The organism is Siccirubricoccus phaeus (genome assembly GCF_008360935.1).
Classification (GTDB): Bacteria; Pseudomonadota; Alphaproteobacteria; order Acetobacterales; family Acetobacteraceae; genus Siccirubricoccus; species Siccirubricoccus phaeus.
Map to the genome: position 1 here is coordinate 16,641 of NZ_SRXO01000018.1, position 25,348 is coordinate 41,988.

General features: G+C 72.0%; 23 protein-coding genes and 1 pseudogene. 16 read left to right on the forward strand and 8 right to left on the reverse strand.

All coding sequences use genetic code 11. The features are described from left to right. The first annotated feature begins 135 nt into the window (after positions 1-135). Positions 136-1,083: a threonine/serine dehydratase gene (locus E5N76_RS21590; protein WP_149539400.1), complete on the forward strand. Its 948-nt coding sequence runs from the start codon at positions 136-138 to the stop codon at positions 1,081-1,083. Positions 1,084-1,528: 445 nt separating this feature from the next. After that, positions 1,529-1,663, forward strand: a complete 135-nt coding sequence (locus E5N76_RS31110; protein ID WP_268921318.1) for a hypothetical protein — start codon at positions 1,529-1,531, stop codon at positions 1,661-1,663. A 190-nt stretch (positions 1,664-1,853) separates the two neighbouring features. Here E5N76_RS31110 and E5N76_RS21595 read toward each other — a convergent pair whose 3' ends face one another. Next, positions 1,854-2,585 (reverse strand): MlaA family lipoprotein, encoded by a 732-nt coding sequence (locus tag E5N76_RS21595; RefSeq protein WP_149539401.1) that lies wholly within the window; start codon positions 2,583-2,585, stop codon positions 1,854-1,856. 76 nt (positions 2,586-2,661) lie between these two features. On the opposite strand from E5N76_RS21595, the gene hpnI reads away from it, so the two are divergent. Together hpnI and hpnJ are read left to right on the forward strand one after the other, a co-directional pair. After that, positions 2,662-3,789, forward strand: coding sequence for a bacteriohopanetetrol glucosamine biosynthesis glycosyltransferase HpnI (gene hpnI, locus E5N76_RS21600; RefSeq protein WP_149539402.1), 1,128 nt, complete (start codon positions 2,662-2,664; stop codon positions 3,787-3,789). Continuing rightward, on the forward strand, positions 3,786-5,243 hold the full coding sequence (gene hpnJ, locus E5N76_RS21605) for a hopanoid biosynthesis associated radical SAM protein HpnJ (RefSeq protein ID WP_207792064.1): 1,458 nt from the start codon (positions 3,786-3,788) through the stop codon (positions 5,241-5,243). The genes hpnI and hpnJ overlap by 4 nt, the downstream gene beginning before the upstream one ends. Before the next feature lie 51 nt (positions 5,244-5,294). Here hpnJ and E5N76_RS21610 read toward each other — a convergent pair whose 3' ends face one another. Then, the gene (locus tag E5N76_RS21610) at positions 5,295-5,705 is read right to left on the reverse strand and encodes a PIN domain-containing protein (RefSeq protein ID WP_149539403.1); all 411 of its coding nucleotides are present in this window, start codon (positions 5,703-5,705) and stop codon (positions 5,295-5,297) included. Position 5,706: 1 nt separating this feature from the next. Then, the gene (locus E5N76_RS21615; RefSeq protein WP_149539404.1) at positions 5,707-5,955 is read right to left on the reverse strand and encodes a type II toxin-antitoxin system Phd/YefM family antitoxin; all 249 of its coding nucleotides are present in this window, start codon (positions 5,953-5,955) and stop codon (positions 5,707-5,709) included. Positions 5,956-6,031: 76 nt separating this feature from the next. Between E5N76_RS21615 and hpnK the strand changes: the two genes are divergently transcribed. From hpnK to E5N76_RS21645, 6 genes are all read left to right on the forward strand, one after another. Continuing rightward, positions 6,032-6,850: a hopanoid biosynthesis-associated protein HpnK gene (gene hpnK / locus E5N76_RS21620; RefSeq protein WP_187830316.1), complete on the forward strand. Its 819-nt coding sequence runs from the start codon at positions 6,032-6,034 to the stop codon at positions 6,848-6,850. Next, positions 6,847-7,818, forward strand: a complete 972-nt coding sequence (locus E5N76_RS21625; RefSeq protein ID WP_149539406.1) for a lysylphosphatidylglycerol synthase domain-containing protein — start codon at positions 6,847-6,849, stop codon at positions 7,816-7,818. Before hpnK ends, E5N76_RS21625 begins: the two co-directional genes overlap by 4 nt. Positions 7,819-7,846: 28 nt before the next feature. Beyond that, on the forward strand, positions 7,847-8,833 hold the full coding sequence (locus tag E5N76_RS21630; protein ID WP_149539407.1) for a Bug family tripartite tricarboxylate transporter substrate binding protein: 987 nt from the start codon (positions 7,847-7,849) through the stop codon (positions 8,831-8,833). 140 nt (positions 8,834-8,973) lie between these two features. Continuing rightward, positions 8,974-9,936 carry a Bug family tripartite tricarboxylate transporter substrate binding protein gene (locus E5N76_RS21635; protein ID WP_187830317.1) on the forward strand — a complete coding sequence of 321 codons (963 nt, stop codon included), beginning with the start codon at positions 8,974-8,976 and terminating at the stop codon, positions 9,934-9,936. A gap of 407 nt (positions 9,937-10,343) precedes the next feature. After that, positions 10,344-11,024 (forward strand): cold-shock protein, encoded by a 681-nt coding sequence (locus E5N76_RS31295; RefSeq protein WP_187830318.1) that lies wholly within the window; start codon positions 10,344-10,346, stop codon positions 11,022-11,024. Between the two features lie 254 nt (positions 11,025-11,278). Beyond that, a complete protein-coding gene (locus E5N76_RS21645) occupies positions 11,279-11,728 on the forward strand; it encodes an RrF2 family transcriptional regulator (RefSeq protein WP_149539409.1) in 450 nt (149 codons plus the stop codon). Positions 11,729-11,867: 139 nt separating this feature from the next. On the opposite strand, the gene E5N76_RS21650 is transcribed toward E5N76_RS21645, so the two are convergent. Continuing rightward, a complete protein-coding gene (locus E5N76_RS21650) occupies positions 11,868-14,147 on the reverse strand; it encodes a xanthine dehydrogenase family protein molybdopterin-binding subunit (protein WP_187830319.1) in 2,280 nt (759 codons plus the stop codon). Further along, a complete protein-coding gene (locus tag E5N76_RS21655; protein WP_149539411.1) occupies positions 14,144-15,745 on the reverse strand; it encodes a zinc-binding metallopeptidase family protein in 1,602 nt (533 codons plus the stop codon). The genes E5N76_RS21650 and E5N76_RS21655 overlap by 4 nt, the downstream gene beginning before the upstream one ends. 175 nt (positions 15,746-15,920) lie before the next feature. Between E5N76_RS21655 and E5N76_RS21660 the strand changes: the two are divergent. Next, positions 15,921-17,548 (forward strand): annotated as a pseudogene (locus E5N76_RS21660) (inorganic phosphate transporter). Positions 17,549-17,589: 41 nt separating this feature from the next. Here the strand turns inward: E5N76_RS21660 and E5N76_RS21665 are convergent. Both E5N76_RS21665 and E5N76_RS21670 read right to left on the reverse strand, forming a co-directional pair. Next, a complete protein-coding gene (locus tag E5N76_RS21665) occupies positions 17,590-18,189 on the reverse strand; it encodes a 2-hydroxychromene-2-carboxylate isomerase (protein WP_149539412.1) in 600 nt (199 codons plus the stop codon). A 188-nt stretch (positions 18,190-18,377) separates the two neighbouring features. Then, a complete protein-coding gene (locus tag E5N76_RS21670) occupies positions 18,378-19,301 on the reverse strand; it encodes a LysR substrate-binding domain-containing protein (protein ID WP_149539413.1) in 924 nt (307 codons plus the stop codon). A 143-nt stretch (positions 19,302-19,444) separates the two neighbouring features. Here E5N76_RS21670 and E5N76_RS21675 point away from each other — a divergent pair, with 143 nt between their 5' ends. From E5N76_RS21675 to E5N76_RS21695, 5 genes are all read left to right on the forward strand, one after another. After that, entirely contained in the window at positions 19,445-19,864 is a 420-nt protein-coding gene (locus tag E5N76_RS21675) for a rubrerythrin family protein (protein ID WP_149539414.1), read from the forward strand. A gap of 188 nt (positions 19,865-20,052) precedes the next feature. After that, positions 20,053-21,396 (forward strand): heterodisulfide reductase-related iron-sulfur binding cluster, encoded by a 1,344-nt coding sequence (locus tag E5N76_RS21680; RefSeq protein WP_149539415.1) that lies wholly within the window; start codon positions 20,053-20,055, stop codon positions 21,394-21,396. A gap of 10 nt (positions 21,397-21,406) precedes the next feature. Next, a complete protein-coding gene (locus E5N76_RS21685) occupies positions 21,407-21,997 on the forward strand; it encodes a DUF3501 family protein (RefSeq protein ID WP_149539416.1) in 591 nt (196 codons plus the stop codon). 578 nt (positions 21,998-22,575) lie between these two features. Continuing rightward, complete coding sequence (locus tag E5N76_RS21690; protein WP_149539483.1) at positions 22,576-23,154, forward strand: peroxiredoxin; 579 nt, start codon at positions 22,576-22,578, stop codon at positions 23,152-23,154. 190 nt (positions 23,155-23,344) lie between these two features. Next, positions 23,345-23,872, forward strand: a complete 528-nt coding sequence (locus tag E5N76_RS21695) for a carboxymuconolactone decarboxylase family protein (protein ID WP_149539417.1) — start codon at positions 23,345-23,347, stop codon at positions 23,870-23,872. Positions 23,873-24,074: 202 nt separating this feature from the next. Here E5N76_RS21695 and E5N76_RS21700 read toward each other — a convergent pair whose 3' ends face one another. After that, the gene (locus E5N76_RS21700; protein ID WP_149539418.1) at positions 24,075-25,304 is read right to left on the reverse strand and encodes a methyltransferase domain-containing protein; all 1,230 of its coding nucleotides are present in this window, start codon (positions 25,302-25,304) and stop codon (positions 24,075-24,077) included. Between the last annotated feature and the right edge of the window lie 44 nt (positions 25,305-25,348).

Consider the following 25,348-nt stretch of genomic DNA (forward strand, 5'->3'; position numbering starts at 1 on the left):
GGCTTCCGGTCCGCCAGCGAACAGGCCGCGGACCATGGCAGAAATGCGGCGGGAGTCCAAGGGGACCGGAGGTTGCAGAACGCCCGGGCGGGGACACGTGTTGCCCGGCGCGCGGCTTCGTGCGAGGCGGGGGCCATGAGCGCCCCCCCTGACCGCGCCGCCGTCAGCGCCGCCGCCGCCCGCATCGCCCCCTTCACCCGCCGCACCCCGGTGCTGCGGCTGGACGCGGCGGAGCTGGGGCTGGCGGCGGGCCCGCTGACGCTGAAGCTGGAGCTGCTGCAGGTGAGCGGCAGCTTCAAGGCGCGCGGCGCCTGCAACGCCCTGCTGGCGGCGCCGGTGCCGGCGGCGGGCGTCATCGCCGCCTCGGGCGGCAATCACGGCGCGGCGGTGGCCTATGCCGCCCGGGCGCTCGGCGTGCCGGCCGAGATCTTCGTCCCGGAGATCACCGGCGCGGCCAAGCGGGCGCGGATCGAGGGCTATGGCGCGAAGCTGGTGGTGGGCGGCGCCACCTACGACGAGGCGCGCCAGGCCAGCGAGGCCAGGGCGGCCGAGACCGGCGCCCGGCTGATCCACGCCTATGACCAGCCGGAGGTGCTGGCGGGCCAGGGCAGCGTGGCGCTGGAATTCGAGGCGGAAGCGCCGGAGCTGCAGCATGCGCTGGTCGCGGTCGGCGGCGGCGGGCTGATCGGCGGCATGGCCGGCTGGTATGCCGAGGGCGGCGCGCAATTGGTCGCGGTGGAGCCGGAGGGCTGCCCTGCCCTGCACGCTGCGCTGGCGGCAGGGCGGCCGGTGCCGGCGCCGGTCGGCGGGGTGGCGGCGGACAGCCTCGGCGCGCGGCAGGTGGGGGCGCTGATGTTCCCCCTGGCGCGAGCGCATGTGGCGCAGGCGGTGCTGGTGCCGGACGACGCCATCCGCGCCGCGCAGCGGCTGCTCTGGGACCGGCTGCGGCTGGTGGCGGAACCGGGCGGGGCGACGGCGCTGGCGGCCCTGCTCTGCGGCGCTTTCCGGGCGCCGCCAGGGGCGCGGATCGGGGTGCTGCTGTGCGGCGGGAACACCGACCCGGGCAGCGTCACGGCATGTTGAAGTTCCGGCCCCGAAAGGTCCTCTCGGCGCCCCCTTCATGCCATGCGAAGGACTCAAACCGACGCCAGATGGGCGGTGGCGGCCAATGCCCGGCCGCAGTTTCGGATGAGGGATGCCGTGAGCCTACGCCGTGTCCTGCAACGCCTTCGCCATTGGCTGAATTACCGGCCCGAGCGCCGCTACATGGGCGGCGCCGCACGAAGGCCGGGCACCGCCGCGCGCCGCTAGCGCGGGGCCCTGGCCCCACGCCCCCCTCGCCGGCTGGTTCCATCTGCGGGTTGGGGACTCGGGGCGGGGTTCGGGGAGGGGATTGCCGGCACTGCCGGCAACCGCCGGCGGGGGTTCGGGGGCAGCGCCGCCGACCTTCCGGCCTGGCGCCGGCGGGCGGCGTATCGTTCCACGAGGTCTCTTCGCCGCCCCTGCGCAATTCACTAAGAATGTGTCAATGCACATCTGCGAGATTGGCGTCATCGCAACGCCAGCCCGGGACGTGCCGCCCATGTTCCAGCATTTGCTCCTCCGCCTGCATCGCTGGTTCACCTATCGGCCGGAGCGCCGCTACATGCGGGGCCCGGCCTGAGGGCCAGCGGCGCAGGCCGGCCGGTCCGTGCCGGCCGTGGCACCATGCGCTAGCTTGCCTTTCGCCTGGATGCCGCGGATCCGTCGGTGCCACCGGCATCGGGCGGCGTCGCGGCGGTGCCGCGACCCTGGCCAGGGCGCCGAAGCCCTCGCCCGACCGCTGCCGGAACCTTCCTGCCACAGGCCCCGGGTCAGCGCGCCGGCGCGTCGGGATCCTCCAGCACGGCGGGGGCCTCGGTGGTGCTGCGGCCCAGCTCGGCGTCGCGGTGCTGCCGCCACAGGCTGCGCAGCCGGGCGTAGAGGTCGAGGGAGGTCGCCTCGATCTCGTCCAGCGTCTCGATGTTCCGCTCCCGCGTATCGATGCCGCTGACCACGCCCTGGCCAAGGCTCGCCTCCACCGGGATCACCCAGGTGATCGGGTTGAGGAAGCCGTCGCTGACCACCCCCACCAGCTCCCGCGGGTTGGAGGGGCCGAGCACCGGCACCATCAGGAAGGGCCCGTCCGGCAGGCCCCAGACATAAAGGGTCTGGCCGAAATCCCGGATGATGCGGGGCGGGCCGCCGACGCTCTCCAGGTCGAACATCCCGCCCAGCCCGCCGATGGAGTTGATGACGAAGCGCAGCAGGCTCTGCGCCGCCATGTCCGGCTGCCCCTGCAGCAGGGCGTTCACCGCCACCACCGGCTCATTCATGTTCTGCAGGACGTTGTGGATGCGGGCGCGGGTCCAGTCGCCGACGCTGTTGCGGTAGAAGACCGCCACCGGCCGGAAGATGTTCCGGTCCAGCGCCATGTTCACGTCCAGCACCTGGCGGTTGGTGGCTTCCAGCGGGTCGGTCGGGTCGGTGACGGGGCCCTGGGTGGCGCAGCCGGCCAGCAGGGCAACCAGCGGGAGAGAGCGGCGAAAAGCGGAAAGACGGCGCATGCGGGAGCCCTGACAGGGGCCGGTACCCTAGCCCAGCCGAAGCCCGGCCGGCGATCCCCCCGGCGGCACCGCGCCGATGGCTGAGGCGCTGGGGTGGCTGGCGCTCGCCCTGACCCTGGCCGGGCTGGGCTGGGCGGCGATGGCGGGGCGGGCGGTCTGGCGCCTGGCGGCAGCGGCGCCGGCCCGGGCGCCGGCCCTGCCGGCCAGCGTCCTGAAGCCGCTGCATGGCGCCGATCCGGCGCTCGCCGCCAACCTGGCCGCGACGCTCGGCCAGCGCCACGCCGCCCCCTTCGAGGTGCTGGCCGGGGTGAACGACGTCGCCGATGCCGCCGCGCCGGTGGCGAAGGCGGCCTTCGCCGACGCGCCGGATGCAAGGCTGCTGGCGGGCGGGGCGGTGCTGGGGCCGAATCGGAAGGTCTCGCAGCTCATCCACCTGGCGGCGGCGGCGCGGCACGGGGTGCTGGTCATCGCCGATGCGGACATGGCCGTGCCGCCGCACTGGCTGACCGCGGTGACGGCGCCGCTGGCGGAGCCCGGGGTGGGGCTGGTCACCTGCCTCTATCGCGGCGAGCCGGCGGATGGCGCGCTGTGGTCCCGGCTCGGCGCCCTCTGGATCGACTGGCAATTCCTGCCGAACGCGGCGCTGGGCGAGGCCTTCGGCCAGGCCCAGGGCTGCTACGGCGCCACCATGGCGCTGCGGGCCGAGACCCTGGCGGCGCTGGGCGGCTTCGAGTCGCTGGTCGGGCTGCTGGCGGATGACCATGCCCTCGGGGTGGCGGTGCGGCGGCTGGGGCTGCGCGTGGTGGTGGCGCCCGTCATCCCCGGCCATGTCCAGGCGGAGCCCAGCCTGCTGGCCCTGGCCCGGCATGAATTGCGCTGGCTGCGAACGCTCAGGCTGCTGAACCTGCCAGGCTATGCCGGGATGGTGGTGACCTTCCCGCTGGTCTGGGGGGCGGTGGCGGCTTTGCTGCTGCCGGGCTGGGGCCCATGGGCCCTGGCAGCGGGGCTGGCGGGGCGGCTGGGGCTGGCCCTGGCGGTGGACCGGGCGCTGGGGCGGGGGGTGCGGCCGGGGCTTCTGGCGCTTCTGCCCCTGCGCGACGCGCTCTCCTTCGCTATATGGGGGTTCGGGCTGGCCCGCGGCACGGTGGTGTGGCAGGGCCGGCGCTATCGGATGGACCGCGATGGCGGGATGATCGAGGCATGATGCGCACCCTGTTCCTGCAGGCCCCTTCCTTCGACGGCTTCGATGGCGGCGCCGGCTCCCGCTACCAGGCGAAGCGGGAGATCAAGAGCTTCTGGTTCCCCACCTGGCTGGCCCAGCCGGCGGCGCTGGTGCCGAACAGCAAGCTGGTGGATGCGCCGCCGCACAAGCAGACCCTGGCCGATGTACTGCCCATGGCGAGGCAGCATGACCTGGTGGTGCTGCACACCTCGACGCCGAGCTTCGCCTCCGACGTGAAGGTGGCGGAGGCGCTGAAGGCGGAGAACCAGAACCTCAAGGTCGGGCTGATCGGCGCCAAGGTGGCGGTGCAGGCGGAGGAGAGCCTGCGCGATGCCAAGGTGGTGGATTTCGTTGCCCGCAACGAATTCGACTTCACCATCAAGGACGTGGCGGATGAGGTGCCCTGGGCCTCGATCAAGGGCCTGTCCTACCGCAACGCCGAGGGCGTGATCGTCCACAACGCGGATCGCCCGATCCTTGAGGACATGGACAGCCTGCCCTTCGTCAGCCCGATCTACCGGCGCGATTTGAGCTACGAGAAATACTTCATCGGCTACCTGAAGCACCCCTATGTCTCGATCTACACGGGGCGAGGCTGCAAGAGCCGCTGCACCTTCTGCCTCTGGCCGCAGACCGTGGGCGGGCACCGCTACCGCACCCGCTCGGTCGAGAACGTGATCGAGGAGATCCGCTACATCCGGAACAATTTCCCCGGCCTCAAGGAAATCTTCTTCGACGACGACACCTTCACCGACAACCTGCCCCGCGCCGAGGCGATCGCGCGGGAGATGGGCAAGCTCGGCGTCACCTGGTCCTGCAACGCCAAGGCCAACGTCCCGCGCGAGACGCTGAAGGTGCTGAAGGAGGGCGGGCTGCGCCTGCTGCTGGTGGGCTACGAAAGCGGCAACCAGCAGATCCTGCACAACATCAAGAAGGGCATGCGGATCGACGTCGCCAAGAAGTTCAGCAAGGATTGCCGCGAGCTGGGCATCGCCATCCATGGCACCTTCATCCTCGGCCTGCCCGGGGAGACGAAGGAGACCATCGAGGAGACGATCCGCTTCGCCATCGAGACCAACCCGCACACCCTGCAGGTCTCGCTGGCGGCGCCCTACCCCGGCACCTTCCTGTTCGAGCAGGCGGCGAAGGAAGGCTGGCTGGACACCGCGAACACCGAATACGTGGACGCGCATGGCGTGCAGATCGCGCCGCTGGCCTATCCGCATCTCAGCCACTCGGAGATCTTCGACAGCGTCGAGACCTTCTACCGGCGCTTCTACTTCCGCGCGCCGAAGATCGCGGCGATCTGCGGCGAGATGGTGCGCGACCGGCAGATGCTGGTGCGGCGGCTGCGCGAGGGGGTGGAGTTCTTCGGCTTCCTGCGCGAGCGGGCGAAGGCGAGCGCCCAAGGGAAAGCCGAGCAGAAGGCGGCGTAGCGCCGCTGTGTCGAGGAGGGCGGCGCGCCGCGAGGCGCGCCTCGGCCCGGCCTACCCGGCGAAGGGGTTGCGCAGCGTCACGCCGCGCCAGGTGAAGCCGTGGTGCATGTCCTCGGTCAGTAGCGTCTCGCATTCCGCCTCGGCGGCGGCGGCCAGGACGACGCAATCCCAGAAGGCGAGGCGGTGCCGGGCGGCGATCTCCATCGCCTGCATCAGCGTCGCTTCGGTCGTGGGGATTGGCGTGCTGCGCTCGGCCCAGAAGCGGACAGCGCGGCTGGCGGCCTCTGCCTGCCATCGCGCCTTGCGGACCAGGACGGCGAACAACTCCCCCAGCGCCTGCACCGGCACCAGCACCGTCTCGCCCTCCAGCGGGCGGAGGATGGCGAGGGCGGAGGCCTTTCGCTCCGGACCGTTCACCCCCTCGGCATAGACGAGGATGTTGGTGTCGAGCGCGACCCGCACCTCAATCGCGCTCGTAGAGCTCGTCCCGCGTCCAGGGGCCGATGCCGGGCTCCATGGCCGGCTGGGACTCCAGCCTTGCCATCAGCTCCCTCCAGGCCTTGCGCCGCTTCTCCGCCTCCGCCGTCGCCGGGATGATGCGGGCCACGGGCTGGCCGTGGGAGGTGATGGTGAAGCTCTTGCCCTGCTCCACCTCCCGCAGCAGGCGGGAGAAGTGGCGGTTGGCCTCGGTGGCGGGGATGGTTTCGGTCATGCGGCGAATCTAGGTAATCTCACTACCGGCCACAAGCGCATTGCGCCCGGGCGGCCGCCGGGGCAGACCCCGCCGCGTGACCCGCCGCCTCATCCTCAACGCCGACGACCTCGGCCTCTCCCCCCAGGTGAACGCCGCCATCGAGCAGGCGCACCGCGAGGGCGTGCTGACCGCCGCCAGCCTGATGGTGGGCGAGCCGGCCGCCGCCGAGGGGGTGGCGGTGGCGCGGCGCAATCCGGGGCTGGCCATCGGGCTGCACCTGACGCTGACGGATGGCACCCCCGCCCTGCCGCCGGAGCGCATCCCGGCCCTGGTCCAGGCGAATGGCCGCTTCCGCGACGACATGGCGGGGCTGGGCCTTGCCCTCGCCATCTCCCGCGCCGCGCGGGCGCAGTTGGCGGCCGAGATCGCGGCGCAGCTCGACGCCTTCGCCGCCACCGGCCTGCCCTGTGACCATCTGAACGCCCATAAGCACTACCATCTGCATCCGGTGATCGCCGCCATCGCCCTTCGCCTCGCCGCCGTGCGCGGCATCCGCGCGATCCGCATCCCCTGGGAACCGCCTGCCCTGGTCCCTGGCGCGCCGCGCTTGCTGTGGCCGATGACGCGCTGGCTGCGCCTGCTGGCGCGCCGCCATGGCCTCAGGGCGCCGGCCCGGGTGGTGGGCCTTGCCTGGTCCGGGGCCTTCACCGCGGCGCGGCTGGCCGAGGTGCTGCCCCGCCTGCCCGAAGGCGTGACGGAGATCTACCTGCATCCCGCCACCGCAGGCGGCTTCCCCGGCGCCGCGCCAGGCTACCGCTATGCGGAGGAGCTGGCGGCGCTGCTGGACCCGCGCGTACGGGCCGCCTGCGCCGGCCTGCCGCGCGGCGGCTATCGGGAGATGCTGGGCGCATGAGCCGGCTTGGCCTTCTGTTGGCGCTGGCCGGGCTGGCCGCGGCGCTGGCGCTGATCGCGCAGCAGGACCTTGCGGAAATCGGCGCGCTGCTGGCCACCGCCGGCTTCGGGCTGGTGCTGGCGGCGCTCGCCCACATCCCCTCCATGGCGCTGAACGGCCATGCCTGGCGATTGCTGCTGCCGCGGGCGCGGCGGCCCTCCGTGCTGGCGATGACGGCCAATGTCTGGATCCGCGAATCGGTGAACGGGCTGCTGCCGGTGGCTCGCATCGGCGGCGAGATCGCCTCCTACCGCCTGCTGCGCGGCGAGGGGGTGGCGGTGGCCCCCGCCGCCGCCAGCCTGATGGTGGACATGGCCATCTCCATCCTCAGCCAGCTCGCCTTCGCCCTGCTGGGGCTGGCGCTGCTGGCCTGGGCGGGGGCCGGGATCGGCTGGGGCGGCATCGCGCTCGGCGCGCTGGCGGGGGTCGCGCTCGCCGCCGGCTTCATCCTGGCGCAGCGGGCGGATGTGCTCTCCCGCCTCGCCCGGCTGCTGAACGGCATCGCCGCCGGCCGCTTCCCGGCGCTGGAGGCGCATTCCGCCCGCATCGACCGCATGACGCGCCGGCTGTGGCGGGTGCGCGGCGCCATCCTTGGCTGCTTCCTGTGGCAGCTCGCCGGCTGGGCGGCGGGGGCGCTGGAGATCTGGCTGGCGCTGTACTTCCTCGGCTTCCCCGTCAGCGCCGCGGAGGCGCTGGCGATCGAGGCGCTGATCCAGGCCGTCTCCTCCGCCGCCTTCCTCGTCCCGGGTGCGCTGGGGTTGCAGGAGGCGGGGTTCCTCGGCCTCGGCCTGCTGCTCGGCCTGCCGGCGGAGGCCTCGGCGGCCCTGGCCATCGCCCGCCGGCTGCGCGATCTGGTGGTGTTCCTGCCGGGGCTGCTCGCCTGGGTCTGGGCGGAGCGGCGGATGGCGCGGGAGGCGGTGGCGGCCTAGCCTTTCGGCGAATCCTCGGAGGAAACCCATGCCCGCACGCCGCGCCGTGCTGCTGGCCGCGCTCGCCGCTCCCCTGGCCGCCCCGCGCCTCGCCCGCGCCCAGGGGCCGGCCGCGTCCTTTCCCAGCCGCCCCTTGCGCATCATCGTCCCGGCCGTCGCCGCCGGCGGCGCCGATACCGCGACCCGCATCCTCATCCCGCGCATGGCCGCCGAGCTCGGCCAGACCATCCTGGCGGACAACCGCCCCGGCGGCTCCGGCAACCTGGCCAATGAGCTCCTCGCCCAGGCCGCGCCGGACGGGCATACGCTGCAGATGGGCACCATCGGCAACCTCGCCGTGAACCCGCTCATCCAGCGCAGCCTCGCCGTCGATCCGGTGCGGGACCTGACCCATATCGGCCTTGCCGTGCAGGTGACGAACCTGCTGGTGGCGCCGGTGGACCGGCCCTGGCGCACCGTGGCGGAGCTGGTGGCGGCGGCGAAGGCGCGGCCCGGCACCCTCGCCTATGGCTCCTCCGGCGTCGGCTCGGCCGGGCACCTGGCCGGGGCGCTGCTGGACCAGGTGGCGGGGACGGAATGCGTGCATGTGCCCTATCGCGGCGGCGGGCAGCTCATCGCGGATATCCTCTCCGGCAAGGTGGATTTCGCCTTCGCCACCGCCGCGACGACGCTGGAGCATGTGGAGACCGGCCGTTTGCGGGCGCTTGCCGTGCCTTCCGCCCAGCGCTCCGCCCTGGTGCCGGCCCTGCCGACCATGGCCGAGACGGGTTTGCCCGGCTACTCCGTGCTGAACTGGTACGCCCTGGTCGCCCCGCGCGGCCTGCCGTCTGCCGTCACCGCCCGGCTGAATGCCGCCCTCGGCGCGGCGCTCAGCGATGCCGAGGCGCAGCGCAAGCTGGCCGCCCAGGGCATCGAGCCCCTGCCGAGCAAGCCGGAGGAAGCCACCCGCTTCATGGCCGCCGAGGTGGCGAAATGGCGGGAGGTCGTGACGGCGGCCCGGATCGGCCTGGACTGAATTCCCGCTTGCCAAGGGCTCTCCGGCCTCGGGGAGCCGCCCATCGACGACGGCACCCCCATGCGGGAGGAGTTCGAGGAGGGAGAGCCCTCCTCGACCACGGCATGGGGTTTGCTGCTTCCGGTGGAAAGGAGGCCCCGATGCCGTCTCGCCGCGCCCTGCTCGCCCTGCCCTTCCTGGCCACCGCCGCCCGGGCGCAGGAGGCCTGGCCCGCCCGCTCCCTCCGGGTCATCATCCCCTTCGCCCCGGGCGGCTCCTCGGACATCGCCGCCCGCATCGTGGCGCCGCGCCTCTCCGCCCTGCTCGGCCAGTCCCTGCTCATCGAGAATCGCGGCGGCGCCGGCGGCAATGTCGCGGCGGAGGCCGCCGCGCGCGCCGCGCCGGACGGCTACACCCTGTTCCAGGGCAATATCGGCGTGCTGGCGGTGAACCCGACGCTCTATCGCAGCCCGACCTGGAACCCGGTGACGGATTTCGTCCCGATCTCCCACCTGCTCTCGGTCTTCTACGTCCTCGTCGCCCCGGCCGACCGGCCCTGGGGCAACCTGGCGGCGCTGATCGCCGCGGCGAAGGCGGCACCGGAGACGCTGAGCGCGGGGAATTCCGGCGTCGGCAGCATGGGCCACCTGGCGCAGGCGCTGTTCGACCAGTTGGCGGGGGTGAAGACGGTGCCGGTGCCCTATCGCGGCGGCGGGCCGCTGGCGAATGACGTGCTGGCGGGCAAGCTGGATTTCAGCTTCTCCACCGCGCCGACCGTGCTGCCGATGGTCGAATCCGGGCGGGTGAAGGCGTTGGCCGTCGGCACCGCCACGCGCAGCACCCTGCTGCCCCAGGTGCCGACCATGGTGGAGGCGGGGCTGCCCGGCTTCGAGGTGCCGAATTGGGATAGCTGGCTGGCGCCGCGCGGCACGCCGCCCGCCATCATCGCCCGGCTGCACACCGCCATGCGCCAGGTGCTGACCGAGAAGGAGGTGGTGGCGGAATTCGCCAGGCGCGGCATGGAAACCTTCCCCAGCAGCCCGGAGCAGCTCGGCGCCGAGATCCCCCGCCGCATCGCGCAATTCGCCCCTATCGTCCGCGCCACCGGGGCGACGCCCGATTGAATCTCCCGACGAAGCTGCCGGCGCAGCTTCGTGGCGGCCCCGGGAGTCGCTGGACGCCGGAGGCCTCGCACAGCCGGCCGCGGCGAAGCCGCGACCGGCATCGGGCGGCGTGCGTGGCGGCGGCGGCGCTGGGGCCAGGCGGTGGAACGCCCCGGCCGCCAGGGCGCATTCCGGGTTGCAAGACGGGCCATTCGCTCTCAACCTGTGCCGGCATCGCCTCCGGATTGGGCGGCTTGCCTCGATTTTCTGCCGGGCTTGCAGCAATCCTGCAGAAGGCTTCGTGATATTTGCGCAGCGCCCCTCCAAGACGCTTGCCATTTGTCGCGACCTGTTCTCCAAGAGGGGTTTGGAAGGATCGGCGTCCTCCACCCCCGGGATGCGCCGCAGGAGACCGAAGAGTTCTAGATATGGCCAAAAACGATAGCTGGCGCCCCCGCAAGTCCCGCAAGCGCGGCTTCGACGATGACGGGCCGGATTTCGGCGGCTGGGCCCCCCCGCCGCCGATGCCGGGTGGTCCCCCACCGATGCGGCAATCCTCCGTGTTCGCTTCCGGGCCGGAAGTGAAGGCGGTGGTGAAATGGTTCAACGCGGAGAAGGGCTTCGGCTTCGTCGAGCTGGGTGACGGCTCCGGCGACGCCTTCCTGCATGTCTCCGTGGTGCAGCGCGCCGGGGCCGATGCGGTCGCCCCCGGCGCCAATCTGCGGGTCCGCGTTGGCCCCGGCCAGAAGGGCCAGCAGGTGACCGAGGTGCTGGAGATCGCCGAGGGCGAGGCGCCCCCGCCGCGCTCCGGCGGCTTCGGCGGCGGCCCGCGTACCGGCGGCGGCTTCGGTGGCGGCGGCGGCGGCGGCGGCAGCCGCGGCTATGTCCCCGCCGGCCCGGCCGAGGAGGTGCGCGGCACCGTGAAGTGGTACAGCGCGGAGAAGGGCTTCGGCTTCGTCTCCCCGGAAGGCGGCGGGCGGGACGTCTTCGTCCACGCCACGGCGCTGGAGCGCAGCGGCCTGCCCCCGCTCGGCGAGGGCCAGGCGGTGGTGATGCAGGTGGTCCAGGGCAAGAAGGGCCCCGAGGCCTCCTCCCTGACCAAGGCCTGAGCCTGACCAAGGCCTGAGGCGTAGCTCCATGGCGCCGCCGCTGCGGCGCCATGGGCCCCCGGGAGGCTCTGGCCGCGGGGCCATCCGCATGGGGCTTGCGCGGCACGGCCGCGCCGGGGAGCGGGGAAGGCGGTCCGAATGGCCGCCGAAAGCCGATGATTTGCGTGATTTTCAGCAGGGTGGGGCTGGCCCGGCCCTGGCGCTTCTCCCATAATCACGCCAATGAAGCGTGATTGTTGGGGAGGACCTCCGGGATGATGCTGCGGCGGGAACGCGCCATGACCGCGGTTGCGATCATGCTGGATGTCGCCTTCCATGCCGGCCGCAGCGAGGCCGTCAGCGCCGCCGACATCGCCGAGCGGCTGGGCCAGGCGCGGCGGGGCATCGAGCCGGTGCTGCAGAACCTCTCCCGCGCCGGGCTGCTGGACAGCATCCGCGGGCCGAAGGGCGGCTACCGGCTGGGCCGGCCGCCGCGGGAGCTGCGGCTGGCCGAGATCGTCGCGACGGTGCTGGACGAGGATGGCGGCAATGCCGAAGCCCCGGCCGGGCGGCTGCAGGCCGCCGTGGTGCATCCGCTGTGGAGCGAAATGGAGGCGCTGTGCCGCGACCATCTGGCGCGGCTGACGGTGGCCGATCTCATCAAGCGCGCCGCCGCCGCCGGCGTGAAGCGGCCGACCGTGGAGCCGCTGAACTTCGTCATCTGACTCCCCGCGACAGCGCTGCGCGCCGCCGCGGGGCCCCCGGGGCCGCTCCGCATCGAAGGCCCCGCGCCGCCCGCCCCAAAGCCCCCAAAGCCATGGCGGGCAACCGGCGGCGTCCTTCCGCCCAGGGGCCGGAGGCGCCTCAGCCCGCCGCCTGCAGCGCTCGCCAGACCCTTTCCGCCGTCAACGGCATGTCCAGATGCGTCACCCCGCGCGGCCTCAGCGCGTCCAGCACCGCGTGCACCACGGTTTGCGGCGCGCCGATCGCGCCGGCCTGACCCACGCCCTTCACCCCCAGCGGGTTCGACGCCGTGGGCAGCTCCCGCAGGGTGATGTCGAGATCCGGCAGGTCCTCCGCCCGCGGCAGGGCGTAGTCCATGAAGGAGGCGGAGAGGATCTGGCCGGAGCCGGCCTCATAGGCCACCTCCTCCAGCAGCGCCTGGCCGATGCCCTGGGCGAGGCCGCCCTGGACCTGGCCGGTGGTCAGCACCGGGTCGATCAGCCTTCCGTAATCATCCACCGCGCGGTACCGCAGCAGGGCGATCTGTCCGGTTTCCGGGTCCACCTCCACCTCCGCCGCATGGGCGCCGGCGGGGAAGGTGACCAGCTCCGAGAGGTTCTTCGCCTCGGCATCCAGGCCGGGGATCATGCCCTCCGGCAGCAAGGCGGGGTCGCGGGCGGCGGTGGCCAAAGCCTCCAGCCCCATCTCCTGACCGGTGGCGGGCAGGGTAAAGCGGCCTTCGGCGAAGACCAGCGCCTCCGGCGCCGCCTGAAGAAGGTGGGCGGCCAGCGCCCGGGCCTTCTCCAGCACCTGCTCCATCGCCATCACCAGCGCGGTGCCGCCGACATGCAGGGAGCGCGCGCCGCCATGGCCATTGCCGAACGCCACCTGCGCCGTGTCGGCCTGCACCAGGCGGAAGCGCTCCGCCGGCAGGCCGAGCTGGCGGGCGGCGATGCGGGGGAAGCTGGTCTCATGCCCCTGGCCGTTGGATTGCGTACCGATGGCGAGGTCCACCATGCCGTCCGGCGCGAAGCGCACCGCCGCCCATTCATGCGGCGCGCCGCGGGAGGTCTCGAGGAAGCCGGCGATGCCGAGGCCGCGCAGCTTGCCGCGGGCTTCGCTTTCGGCGCGGCGGGCGGCGAAGCCGGCGCGGTCGGCCAGGGCTTCGAGGTCGGCGAAATTGTCGCCGAAACGGCCGCAATCCATCAGCATCCCAGTGGCGCTGCGATAGGGGAAGGCGGCGATGGCGTTGACGCGGCGGATCTCCACCGCGTCCCGCCCCAGATGCCGCGCCGCCGCCTCCACCAGCCGCTCCGTCAGGTAATTCGCTTCCGGCTTGCCGGCGCCGCGATAGGCATCGACGGGCAACGTATTGGTGAAGGCGCCGGTCACCTCCAGGAAGATGGCCGGAATGGCATAGATGCCGCCGATGGCGGTGGAGACGGAATTGGTCGGGCAGGCCGGCCCGTTCGCCGAGCAATAGGCGCCGAGATCGCCAACCATGCGCGCATGCAGGGCGAGGAAGCGGCCCTCGGCATCCAGCGCCAGCTTCGCCGTGCCGCGATAGTCGCGGGCATGGACGGAGGCGGTGAACTCCTCCGTCGCCTCCCCCACCCAGGCCACCGGCGTGCCCAGGCGCCGCGCGGCGGAGAGCAGGCAGACATATTCGGGGAAAAGGAAATTCTTGGCGCCGAAGCCGCCGCCGACATCCGGGCAATGCAGGCGGAAGGCGTCCTCCGGCAGCCTGAACACGGCATTGGCAAGCTGGCGGCGGATATTGTGCACCCCCATGCCGGAGAAGAGCAGGTCGAAGCGGCCATCCTCATAGCGGGCCACGGCGCCGCGCGGCTCCATGGGCACGGCGTGGACGCGGTTGTTGATGAGGTCGAGCTCCACCACATGGGCGGCGGCGGCGAAGCCGGCCTCCATGGCGGCGCGGTCGCCGCGCTCGAAGCGGAAGGCGATGTTGCCGGGGGCTTCCGGCCAGAGCTGGGGGGCGCCGGGGGCGAGGGCGGCGCGGCTTTCCACCACGGCGTCCAGGGTCTCGTATTCGACCAGGATCGCCTCGACGGCATCGCGCGCCTGCGCGGCGGTTTCGGCGACGACGAAGGCGACGCACTCGCCGACATGCTTCACCGCGTCCCGGGCGAGCACATGCCGGGCGGGGATGATGATGGGCGCCAGCGTCGCCACCTGGGCCGGGCAGGGCAGCGGGCCGAGCCCTTCCTCCGCCAGCTCGGCGCCGGTCAGCACCAGGCGCACGCCGGGCATGGCGCGCGCCGCTTCCGTCTCGATGGAGAGGATGCGGGCATGGGCGTGCGGGCTGCGCAGCACCGCGGCATGCAGGGCATCGCCGGGGATCAGGTCCGCCAGGTAGCGCCCCTTTCCGGTGAGGAAGCGCTGATCCTCGCGGCGGCTCACAGCTTGTCTCCGTTGCCGCCGCCCGGCAGGGGGGTGGGCACCCACCATTCCTCGCCGCGGGCGGTGGTGACGTATTCCGGCCAGCGCAGATCGACGGGCGGGACGAAATCCTGCGGCAGCAGAGGCGGCACCCAGTTTTTGCCGCCGATGCCGCCACCCGTGCGCTCCCGCCACTCCGCCTGCGCCGCGTCCAGCAGCCCCGGCGTCGTCGCCAGGTCCACCAGCGTCAGCGCCATGGTGCGGCCGGCGACGAACATGCCCGGGTCGATGGCCGCGGGCAGGCCGCCCAGCGCGTTGTAGGTCCAGCCGGGGTATTCGTAATTCGGATCCGGCGCTTTCAGCCGCGGCCGCGCCGTCAGCAGGCGGACGGTCGGGCAGTGCCAGCAGAACTCCACATAGTCATCGGCCGAGAGATGCTGCTGCCAGGACGGCAGGAAGCGGCGCAGCCCGGCCTCGAATTCCTCCGGCGGGGTCAGCTTCAGGTTGGCCGGGGCGAAGGGCTCGTCCATCGGCGAGAGGCCGAGGTTGCGCTGGATCTCCCGCGCGAAGCCGAGCGCGTCCTGGTCGTAGCTCGGCGCGCCGACGGCCTGGAGATTGGCCCAGGTCGCCTCCGTCAGCACCATGTTCGGCAGGCCGACGCGGGTCTTCGTCACCCAGCGGATGGAGGCGCGGCAATGCGTCGCCAGCGCCGCGCTGCGGGCATTGTTCTCCAGCACCTGGGTGATCTGCTGCATGATCCTGAGATCGGAGGCGCGCCAGGAATACTGGATCTGGGTGAAGCGCGGCGCGAGGTTGTCCGAGGTGGCGTCGCCGCCGGCCAGGATGCATTCGTTCAGCGTCCAGGCGCCGGCATGCGGGAACATCGCCTCCTTCGTCGTCTTCGTCGTCATGTACATCAGCATCAGCGCGTCGATCGCGCCGGGGGCGCGGGCGGCGGCGTGGGAGACGTCGCGGATCGGCAGCAGCGACCTGTCGATCCAGCTCTCGGGGGAGAGGCATTCAAAGGTGAAGACGGCGGACCAATAGGCGCCGAACTGCGTTTCCGCCGTCACTGTGTTCTGCAGGTGCGGGTGGTAGACCACGGCGGCGTCGAGGCCGTCGTAATAGCCCTTCGCCGCATGCACGGGCTTCGATCCGCACACCTTCTCCGCCGGCTCCCCGAACAGCACCAGACGGCCGGGGATGTCATGCGCCTGCATGGCGGCACGGGCGGCGAGGATGCCGGTCAGCGCCGCGGTGCCGAGGGAGGAATGCGGGTCCGTATGCCCGGCGGCATAGGGGTGCAGCCCTTCCCGCGGCTGCGGATAGGGCACCACCGCCTGGTTCTGGCCAGGGACGGCATCGTATTCGGAAAAGCTAGCCAGGGTGGGGCCCGCCTTGCCCCAGCGGGCGACGAAGGCGGTGGGCATGCCGCCGGAGCCCGCCTCCACCTCGAAGCCCTCTGCCCGCAGCAGCTCCACATAGGCGGCGGCGGATCTGTATTCGCGCCAGGCGGGCTCGGCGAAATCCCAGATGCGGCGGTTGAAGGCGGAAAGCCGCGCCTCATTGGCGCTGACCCAGTCGAGCGCGGTGGCACGGGCGGCTTCGAGGACGGACATCACGCTCTCCCTGCGGGCCGCCGATGGTACCGAAAGGATGGCCGGGCTGGGAACCACCGGCCAGCCGGCATGATGCCTCCATGATGTTGCGGTGACGGCCTGCATCAGCGGCTGCCGGCCGCGGCGCGGACAGGATAATTCCCGGCCGCCGGGGACCTCCAAAATAGGGACCGCCATGTCAGACACCGTTGCCCTGCCCGGGGCGGCCGGCGATGCCGTCCGCCGCCCCTCGCTCGACGCGCGGCCGCATCCCGCCATCGGCATCGGCTTCGTCGGCATCCTCATCGCCGGCCTGGCCTACATCCTCTACAGCCTGCAGGGGGACATCGCCGAGGCCGGCAGCCCGCCGCTGGAACTCGGCGTCTTCGCCCTGCTGGCGCTTGCCCTGCTGGTCGCGCTGGGCTTCGAATTCGTCAACGGCTTCCACGACACGGCGAATGCCGTGGCGACGGTCATCTACACCCACAGCCTGCCGGCACACGCCGCGGTGGTGTGGTCGGGGTTGTGGAATTTCCTCGGCGTGCTGACCTCGGCGGGCGGCGTCGCCTACAGCGTGCTGAACCTGCTGCCGGTCGAGCTCATCCTGCAGGTCGGCAGCTCGGCCGGCTTCGCCATGATCTTCGCGCTGCTGATCGCCGCCATCCTGTGGAATCTCGGCACCTGGGCCTTCGGCCTCCCGGCCTCCTCCTCGCATACGCTGATCGGCTCCATCATCGGCGTCGGCCTGGCCAACCAGATGCTGGCGCCGGCCGGCACCGCCACCTCCGGCGTAGACTGGGCGCAGGCGAGCGGCGTGTTCCAGGCGCTGCTGCTCAGCCCGCTGGTCGGCTTCGGCTGCGCCGCCCTGCTGCTGCTCGCGCTCAGGCTCGCGGTGCGGGTGCCGGCGCTGTACCAGGCGCCGGAAGGCGACAGCCGGCCGCCGGCCTGGATCCGCGGGCTGCTGATCCTCACCTGTACCGGCGTCTCCTTCGCCCATGGCTCGAAGACGGGCAGAAGGGCATGGGGCTGATCATGCTGATCCTGATCGGCGCGGTCCCCACCGCCTATGCGCTGAACCGCACCATGCCGGAGGCCGCGACGCCGGGCTTCATCGCGGTGACCGCGGAGGCGCGCGCGGTGTTCGATGCCCATGCCGCCGGCCAGGCGGCGCCGGCGCTGGCCGCGGCGCGGCAGAAGGTGGCCGCCGCGGTGCAGTCGCGGGAGGTGCAGGGGGCCGAGACCTTCGCCGCGCTTTCCGTCGTGGCCGGCGATATCGGCCGGCAGGTGCAGCAGCATGGCGCGCTGCGCGCCATCCCGGCGGCGGCGACGCCCAATGTCCGCAACGACATGTACCTGACCTCCGACCTGCTGCTGGTGATGCAGCGCCAGGGCAGCGTCGGGCTGGGCAGCGCGGAGGTGGCGACGCTGCGCCGCTACCGGGAGGCGCTGGAGGCCAGCACCCGCTACATCCCCGTCTGGGTGAAGGTGGGCGTCGCCATCGCCCTCGGCCTCGGCACCATGGTCGGGTGGAAGCGCATCGTGGTGACGGTGGGGGAGCGGATCGGCAAGAGCCACCTCACCTACGCCCAGGGCGCGGCGGCGGAGCTGGTGGCGGCGGCGACGATCGGCGCGGCGGATGCCTTCAAGCTGCCGGTCTCCACCACCCATGTGCTGTCCTCGGGCGTGGCCGGGACCATGATGGCCAATGGCTCCGGCCTGCAATGGGCGACGGTGCGCAACATCGCCCTGGCCTGGGTGCTGACCCTGCCGGCGGCGATGCTGCTGGCGGGCGCGCTCTACGCGCTGTTCCGCGCGCTGTTCTGAGGCGGGCGGGCGGGGCCACGCGCCCCGCCCCCCCTTGGCTCTCAGCCCTGGGCGAGCCGCCGCGCGACGAATTCCAGCCGGTCCTGGCCCCAGAAGATGTCATCGCCGATGACATAGGTCGGGGCGCCGAAGACGCCGCGGGCGAGCGCCGCCTGGGTGTCCGCCGCGCGCTTCTCCGCCCAGCGAGGCTCCTGGCCCAGGGCCAGCACCCGTTCGGCGTCCAGCCCCACCTCGGCGATCAGCCGGCCGAGGGTGGGGAGGTCGCCCGGATCCAGCTCATCCTCCCAACAGGCCTTGAGGATGCGGTGGCCGAGGCGGATGGCCTCGGCGTCGCCGATGGTCTCCCGCACCGCGATGACGCAGGTGGCGGCCGGCAGCTCTTTCGCCGGGAAATGCTTCGGCTGGATGTGGATGGGAATGCCGAGATGCTCCCGCCACCGCGCCAGCTCCTGCAGGCGGTAGGCCTGGCGCTGGGGGGAGCGCTTGGGCAGCGGGAAGCCGCCGGAGGCGGGGAAGATGGTGCCGAAATCCACCGGCCAGATGCGGAGGGAGGCGCCGTATTGCGCCGCCAGCGCCTCGATGCGGGCGGCGCCGAGATGGGTCCAGGGCGAGTTCAGCGAAGCGTAGTAGTCGATATGCATGGCGTCTCTCTCCGTGTGTCCGAGAGGGGCTTCGCCCTCCTCGGGCTCCCCCCACCGAAGGCCGAAGGGCCTTTGGCAACCGTGAGTTTGGCGCGAGGCGGTTCAACCTGCCGACTCAAGGGTTCCAAGGGCCCTTCGGCCCTTGGCGGGCGGGGGGTTTGGGGGAGGGCGGAGCCCTCTCCCCCACACTACGCCGTATGCACCGCCGCCGCGATCGTCGGCGCCAGCCCGCGGAATTCCGCCGCTCGCGGGCTGCGCCCCCGCCAGGCCAGCGCCAGGCTGCGGCCCGGCACCGCCTCGCCCTCCGCCTCCAGCGGCCGCACCTCCACCGCGGCCCCCGCCAGCACGCCGCCTTCCACCGAAAGCCTGGGCAGCAAGGTCACGCCGAGGCCGCTCGCCACCATCTGCACCAGCGTGTGCAGCGAGGTCGCGGCGAAATTCTCCTCGATCGGCGCCACGGCGCGCGGCAGGCCGCAGGCGTCCAGCGCGTGCTCCCTGAGGCAATGGCCGTCCTCCAGCAGCAGCAGCCGCTCCGCGGCCAGCGCCGTCGCCGGCACCTTGTCCTTCGCCACCAGCCGGTGGCCGGAGGGCAGCGCCGCCAGGAAGGGGTCGGCCGCGATGGGCAGCGTCTCCGCCTCGCCGCAGGCGCAGGGCAGCGCCAGCAGCAGCAGGTCCAGCCGCCCGGTCTCCAATTGCTGCACCAGCCTTTCCGTCTGGTCCTCCCGCAGCCATAGCCGCAGCCGGGGGAAGGCCTGGCGCAGCGCCGGCATCAGCCGCGGCAGCAGGAAGGGCCCGATGGTGGGGATCACGCCCAGCCGCAGCGGGCCGGAGAGCGGCTCCTTCGCCGAGGCGGCGGTTTCCGCCACCGCCTCCAGCGCCGCCAGCGCCGTCCGGGCGCGCTCCACCACCTCCAGCCCCAGCGGGGTGAAGATCGGGCGCTTGGCCGTGCCGCGTTCCAGCAGCGCAGCGTCCAACTGCCGTTCCAGCGCGATGATGCCGGCGGAAAGGGTGGATTGCGTCACCGCGCAGGCCGCCGCCGCCCGGCCGAAATGGCCATGGTCGGCAAGGGCCAGGAGGTAGCGGAGCTGCTGGGGCGAGGGCAGGGCGATCATCGAAGAAAGCGATCAAAACAGATGAAATCTTTTGTTAGCACCGCTCGTCGCCCTGTGCCATAGATCGTGGTGTGGGCGAATGCCTGCCAATGGAACGGGCCGCGCCCCCAATAATCGACGGACAGGATCCGCAGGAGGAAATCATGGCCTCGCTCAAGGGCTCCAAGACCGAAGACAACCTGAAGGCCGCGTTCGCGGGCGAATCCCAGGCCAATCGCCGCTACCTCTATTTCGCGCAGAAGGCGGATGTCGAAGGCTATAACGACGTCGCCGCGGTGTTCCGCTCGACCGCCGAGGGCGAGACGGGCCATGCGCATGGCCATCTCGAATTCCTAGAAGAGTGCGGCGACCCGGCGACCGGCCTCGCCATCGGCAAGACCACCGACAATCTGAAGGCGGCGGTGGCGGGCGAGACCCACGAATACACCGACATGTATCCCGGCATGGCGCGCAGCGCGCGCGAAGAGGGCTTCGACGAGATCGCCGACTGGTTCGAGACGCTGGCCAAGGCCGAGCGCAGCCATGCCGGCCGCTTCCAGCGCGCGCTGGACGAGCTGCGGTAGCGCCCCGGCCGCTCCCGCCCGCATAGCTCATGGGTGCCAATGGGTTGGACGTATGGCGTCCAACCAGCCCTTGGCGGGTGGGAGCTTGAGGAGGGCCGCGATGCGAGGTGCGCCTTGCGGCGATAGTGCGAGGCGCGCCTTGCGGCGGGACGCCCTCCCTCAACACCGGCGCCAATAAGGAAGGAAAAATGCGCGAAGGCAGCCTGGAAGCCCCCACTCGCCACCCGCTTGCCTGGCAGGACCCGGATTTCTACGACGAGGCCAAGCTCGATGCCGAGATGCGCCGCGTCTTCGACATCTGCCATGGCTGCCGTCGCTGCTTCAACCTCTGCGACAGCTTTCCGCGGCTGTTCGACCTGGTGGACGCCGCGCCGTCCGAGGAGCTCGACACCGTCAGGAGCGAGGATTTCAAGCAGGTCGTCGATGCCTGCACGCTCTGCGACATGTGCTTCATGACGAAGTGCCCCTATGTCCCGCCGCATAATTTCAACCTGGATTTCCCGCACCTGATGCTGCGCTACCGCGCGGTGGAGGCGAAGAAGCGGGGCATCCCGCTGGTGGACCGGGAGCTGGCGAAGACCGACCGCAACGGGAAGCTCGCTTCCCTGGCGCCGGCGGTGGCGAATTGGGTCAGCGACACGGGCAACAACCTGATCCGCCCGCTGCTGGAGAAGCACGCCGATCTGCATCGCGACGCCGCGCTGCCGAAATACGCCGGCACCAGCTTCGCCCTACACGCCCATGCCAACCGCCCGGCGGTGAATGAACGGGCCCCCGCCTTCGGCCGCCGCGCCGTGCTCTACGCCACCTGCTTCGCCAACTACAACGACCCGGAGATCGGCAAGGCCGCCCGCGCCGTGCTGGCGCAAAACGGCGTGGCGACGGAGGTGGTGCATCCGCGCTGCTGCGGCATGCCGCTGCTGGAACAGGGCGACCTCGCCGGCGTCGCGCGGGCGGCGGCGGAGGTGGCGGCGGCGCTCGATGCCTGGATCGCGCAGGGCTACGACATCATCGCCCTGGTCCCCTCCTGCGCGCTGATGCTGAAATTCGAGTGGCCGCTGATCCTGCCGAAGGACCCGGCGGTGGAGCGGCTGGCGAAATCCACCTTCGACCTCAGCGAATACCTGGTGGACATCGCGCGGAAGGAAGGGCTGGCGCCCGGCCTGGCGCCGATGGAGCAGCCGGTGACCATCCACATCGCCTGCCATTCCCGGGCGCAGAACATGGGCCAGAAGGGCGCGGAGCTGCTGCGGCTGATCCCCCGCGCGCAGGTGACGGTGGTGGAGCGCTGCTCCGGCCATGGCGGCGCCTGGGGCTTCAAGAAGGAACATTTCGAGGTGGCGCTGAAGGTCGGCCGGCCCGTCGCCCGCCAGGCGGCGAAGCAGGCGGGCGGCTACGTCACCAGCGAATGCCCGCTGGCCGGGGTGCATATCGGCCAGGGCATGGAGAAGCTGGGCGGCGAGGCGCCGAAGCCAGCCCTGGTCGCCCACCCCGTGCAATTGCTCGCCCGCGCCTATGGCCTGATGGAGTGAGGAGGGAGCCATGCCTGGCCGCCACGCCCTGACCGAAGCGGATATCCTGCCCCGCGCCGACTACGCCCCGATCCGTACCGCGCGGCGGCGGGAGATCGCGGCGCTGAAGCGGAACCGCCGTGTCGAGGTCGGCCCCTTCGTCACCTTCTACTTCGAATCCTTCGAGACCATGCGCCACCAGGTGCAGGAGATGTGCTGGATCGAGGATGGCGGCCCGGCGCAGATCCCGGACGAGCTGGCCGCCTACAACCCGCTCATCCCCCAGGGGCAGGAGCTGGTGGCGACCTTCATGATCGAGATCGACGAACCCGATCGCCGCAAGCGCCTGCTGCTCCGGCTGGGCGGCATCGAGGAGACCGCCTTCCTGAAGGTGTTCGGCGAGACCATCCAGGGGGTGCCGGAGACCGACCAGGACCGCACCACGGCGGAGGGCAAGGCGAGCAGCGTGCAGTTCGTGCATTTCCCCTTCACCGCGGAGCAGATCGCCCGCTTCTGCACGCCGGGGGCGGAGGTGGTGCTGGGCCTCAGCCACGCCAGCTACAGCCATATGGCCGTGCTGCCCGAGGCCGTCCGCGCCGAGCTCAGCCGGGACTTCGATTAGATCCCCATGAAGCCGCTACGCGGCTTCATGGGGGGCCCCGGGGTCGCTGGGGGAGCGGCGCCTCTCACAGCCTGCCGCGGCAAAGCCGCGGCAGGGCAACGGGTGGCGTGGGTTCCGGCGCGGCGCTCCGCCCCTGCGCCTCGCCTCCGTCGCATATCCCCCGGCGCCACCGGAGAGGCGCCGTCGCGTTCGGGCGCGCCTGGCGCGCTCGACGTCGCGCCGAAGCCACGCCTCCGGCGCGACGTCGAGCACACCTAAAGCCAAGGCCAGGGGATCGCTTCCGGGTCAGGGATGCCGCGCAGCGGCACCGCGCGGCAGCGCGGCCTGTCCTTGACGCGGAAACGACCCCATGGCCGCCCCCCCCGGCCGCCTGCCCTCAGCGCCCGTTATAGCGGCCACGACCGGACAGGCCGCGCCGGCCGGCCAACCCGCCCGCCTTTCATCGTCATTTTCGATTGAAACGAAAAAAACTATTCATTGGATCATCGAGGCCCCTGGGGGCATATCACGTTGCACCGCAGCAGGGTGGCCCTCGCCCTGCCGGTTCCATGGACACCAGCCCCAGGGAAGAGACACGCATGCTGACCGTTGGCGACAAGTTTCCGTCCTTCAAGCTCACCGCCGTGAAGGCCGGCCCGGAAGGCCTCGGCGGCCCGGGCAAGTCCTTCACCGAGATCACCTCCGAGTCCAACCCCGGCAAGTGGAAGATCGTCTTCTTCTGGCCGAAGGACTTCACCTTCATCTGCCCGACTGAAATCGCCGCCTTCGGCAAGCTGGCCGGCGAGTTCGCCGACCGTGACGCGGTGGTCTACGGCGTCTCCACGGACAGCGAGTTCGTCCACCTGAACTGGCGCGTCTACAACGAGGACATCAAGAACCTCGAGATCCCGATGCTCGCCGACACCAAGAAGGAACTGTCGGAGGCCCTCGGCATCCTGGCGAAGGATGAGGGCGTGGCGCTCCGCGCGACCTTCATCGTCGATCCGGACGGCACCATCCAGTGGGCCTCGGTCAACGGCCTCAATGTCGGCCGCAACCCGCAGGAAGTGATCCGCGTGCTGGACGCGCTGCAGACCGACGAGCTCTGCCCCTGCAACTGGGAGAAGGGCAAGGACGCCCTGAACCCGCAGAAGCTCTTCGAAGCCGCGGCGGCTTAACTCTGTCGCCGGCGCAGGCAGCCGCCACACCAACCCTGCTTGCGCCGGCGAAAGGGGGGCAACCAGCCCCCCTTAGACCCCCCGCTCTCCCTCGCCCGTGGCGCGGGAGAGGGGGTTGGCCGAGCCGAGGTAGCCGCCGCCTCGGTTCCGCCAACCCGCCACAATCAGAATCCCCGGAAGGATCCGCGCCATGTCGCTGGAAGCCCTGCGCAACCGCCTGCCCGAATATGCCAAGGACCAGAAGCTGAACCTCGGCAGCCTGGCCACCGAGCCGGTGCTCACCGAGCAGCAGCGCGCCGGCACCTTCGTCGCCAGCGCGCTCGCCTCCCGCAACCCGCATGTGATCCGCTCGCTCATCGACGAGTTCGGCCCGAAGCTCTCGCCCGAGGCGCTGAACGCCGCCAAGGCCGCCGCCTCCATCATGGGCATGAACAACATCTATTACCGCTTCACCCACCTGGTGCATGGCGACTACGCCCAGATGCCGGCGAAGCTGCGCATGAACGTCATGGCGAAGCCGGGCGTGGAGAAGGTGGATTTCGAGCTCTGGTCGCTCGCCGTCTCCGCCATCAATGGCTGCGGCATGTGCATGGAGAGCCATGAGAAGGTTCTGCTGCAGCATGGCGTGAGCAAGGAAGCCGTGCAGGCCGCGGTCCGCATCGCCGCCGTCGTCCACGCCGTCGCCGCCACGCTGGATGGCGAGGACGCGCTGGCATAATCCCCACGAAGTCGCTTCACGCCTTCGCGGGAGCCCCTCCATCCCCATGACGTTGCTGCGCAACGCCATGGGGGAGGCGCCTGACGATCAGCGCCTCGCACGGCCTGCCGCGGCAAAGCCGCGGCAGGACAGCAGGCGGTCCGGTTCGCTCGGGGCGCGGCAGCAACAGGCTTCCTTCCCTCCCCCGCCCTGCGGGGGAGGGTCAGGGTGGGGGTGAGGTTGGGCCTGCCGCCCCCCGCCGCAACACGAACAGCACCCCCGCCACCGGCCGCCCCTTCTCCTGTCGCAGCACCGCCTCCTGCCGCGCCAGCTCGGTGAATCCCGCCGCCGCCGCCAGCCCGGCCACATGCACCGGGTCGTGCCGGTAGCGCATGCCCTCCCCCAGCGCGAAGGGCGCGCCCGCCCCCGCCTCCACGGAAAATGCCGCCAGCCCGCCCGGCGCCAGCGCCTGCGCCATGCCCGCCAGCGCCGGCGCCAGATCGCCCAGGTAGTTCAGCACGTCCACCGCCGCCACCAGCCCATAGGCGCCGGGCCGCGAGGGCAGGAATTCCACCAGATCCGCCGCATGCAGCGCAGCGTAGAGGCCGCGCTTCCCCGCCTCCGCCAGCATGCGGGGGGAGAGGTCCAGCCCCTCCAGCCGCGCCGCGAAGGGCGCCAGCGCCGTGCCGGAAAGCCCCGTCCCGCAGCCCAGATCCAGCACCACCACGCCCCGGGGCGCCGCCACCGCCTCCACCAGCGCCGCCAGCGCCTCAGGGGTCCGGTAGGCCAGCCGCTCCGTCAGCTCCGCCTCGAAGCGCGGAGCGAATTGATCGAACAGGTCGCGCACATATTCGGCCGGCGCGCGGTCCGGCGCCGCCCCCTCCCCCAGCGCCGCCAGCAGGAAGCGTGCCTGCCCGGCCAGCGCCGCATCCCCGCCAGCCCGGGCCAGCGCCGCCCGGGCCGCCGCCAGCGCCGCCGCCGCCTCGCCCAGCTCCCGCCTTGCATGTGCCAGGGCCAGCCAGGGCGCCGCCCCGCCCGGATCCAGCCGCACCGCCTGCTCCAGCGGCGCCGCCGCCGCCCTGGCATCCCCCAGCGCGCACAGCGCCTGGCCGAGGTTGCGCAGGCTCACCGCATCCTCCGGCCGCCGCGCCAGCGCCGCCCGCAGATGCGCGACCGCCTCCGCCAGCCGCCCCGCCTCGGCCAGCGCCGCGCCGTGATTGGCCAGGAAGACCGGCGCCTCCGGCGACCGCGCCAGCGCCCGTTCGGTATGCCGCAGCGCCTGCTCCGGCGCGCCCCGCTGCCGCGCCAGCACGCCCATCAGGTTATGCGCATTGGGCTCCCCGGGATCGAGCGCCAGCACCTGGCGGTACAACGCCTCGGCCGCCGCCAGCTCGCCCCGCCCGTGCCGGGCGGCGCCCTCCCGCAACAGCTCACCCGCCTTCCGTGCCGCCATGCCGGCCACTCTGGCCGCCATATTCAGGCCAAGCAACCGCTGCA

Coding starts and splice junctions, on each gene's coding strand:
- E5N76_RS21590 (WP_149539400.1), top strand. CDS start 136: ATGAGCGCCCCCCCTGACCGCGCCGCCGTCAGCGCCGCCGCCGCCCGC.
- E5N76_RS31110 (WP_268921318.1), top strand. CDS start 1,529: ATGCACATCTGCGAGATTGGCGTCATCGCAACGCCAGCCCGGGACGTG.
- E5N76_RS21595 (WP_149539401.1), bottom strand. CDS start 2,585: ATGCGCCGTCTTTCCGCTTTTCGCCGCTCTCTCCCGCTGGTTGCCCTG.
- hpnI (WP_149539402.1), top strand. CDS start 2,662: ATGGCTGAGGCGCTGGGGTGGCTGGCGCTCGCCCTGACCCTGGCCGGG.
- hpnJ (WP_207792064.1), top strand. CDS start 3,786: ATGATGCGCACCCTGTTCCTGCAGGCCCCTTCCTTCGACGGCTTCGAT.
- E5N76_RS21615 (WP_149539404.1), bottom strand. CDS start 5,955: ATGACCGAAACCATCCCCGCCACCGAGGCCAACCGCCACTTCTCCCGC.
- E5N76_RS21625 (WP_149539406.1), top strand. CDS start 6,847: ATGAGCCGGCTTGGCCTTCTGTTGGCGCTGGCCGGGCTGGCCGCGGCG.
- E5N76_RS21630 (WP_149539407.1), top strand. CDS start 7,847: ATGCCCGCACGCCGCGCCGTGCTGCTGGCCGCGCTCGCCGCTCCCCTG.
- E5N76_RS21635 (WP_187830317.1), top strand. CDS start 8,974: ATGCCGTCTCGCCGCGCCCTGCTCGCCCTGCCCTTCCTGGCCACCGCC.
- E5N76_RS31295 (WP_187830318.1), top strand. CDS start 10,344: ATGGCCAAAAACGATAGCTGGCGCCCCCGCAAGTCCCGCAAGCGCGGC.
- E5N76_RS21645 (WP_149539409.1), top strand. CDS start 11,279: ATGATGCTGCGGCGGGAACGCGCCATGACCGCGGTTGCGATCATGCTG.
- E5N76_RS21655 (WP_149539411.1), bottom strand. CDS start 15,745: ATGTCCGTCCTCGAAGCCGCCCGTGCCACCGCGCTCGACTGGGTCAGC.
- E5N76_RS21665 (WP_149539412.1), bottom strand. CDS start 18,189: ATGCATATCGACTACTACGCTTCGCTGAACTCGCCCTGGACCCATCTC.
- E5N76_RS21670 (WP_149539413.1), bottom strand. CDS start 19,301: ATGATCGCCCTGCCCTCGCCCCAGCAGCTCCGCTACCTCCTGGCCCTT.
- E5N76_RS21675 (WP_149539414.1), top strand. CDS start 19,445: ATGGCCTCGCTCAAGGGCTCCAAGACCGAAGACAACCTGAAGGCCGCG.
- E5N76_RS21680 (WP_149539415.1), top strand. CDS start 20,053: ATGCGCGAAGGCAGCCTGGAAGCCCCCACTCGCCACCCGCTTGCCTGG.
- E5N76_RS21685 (WP_149539416.1), top strand. CDS start 21,407: ATGCCTGGCCGCCACGCCCTGACCGAAGCGGATATCCTGCCCCGCGCC.
- E5N76_RS21690 (WP_149539483.1), top strand. CDS start 22,576: ATGCTGACCGTTGGCGACAAGTTTCCGTCCTTCAAGCTCACCGCCGTG.
- E5N76_RS21695 (WP_149539417.1), top strand. CDS start 23,345: ATGTCGCTGGAAGCCCTGCGCAACCGCCTGCCCGAATATGCCAAGGAC.
- E5N76_RS21700 (WP_149539418.1), bottom strand. CDS start 25,304: ATGGCGGCACGGAAGGCGGGTGAGCTGTTGCGGGAGGGCGCCGCCCGG.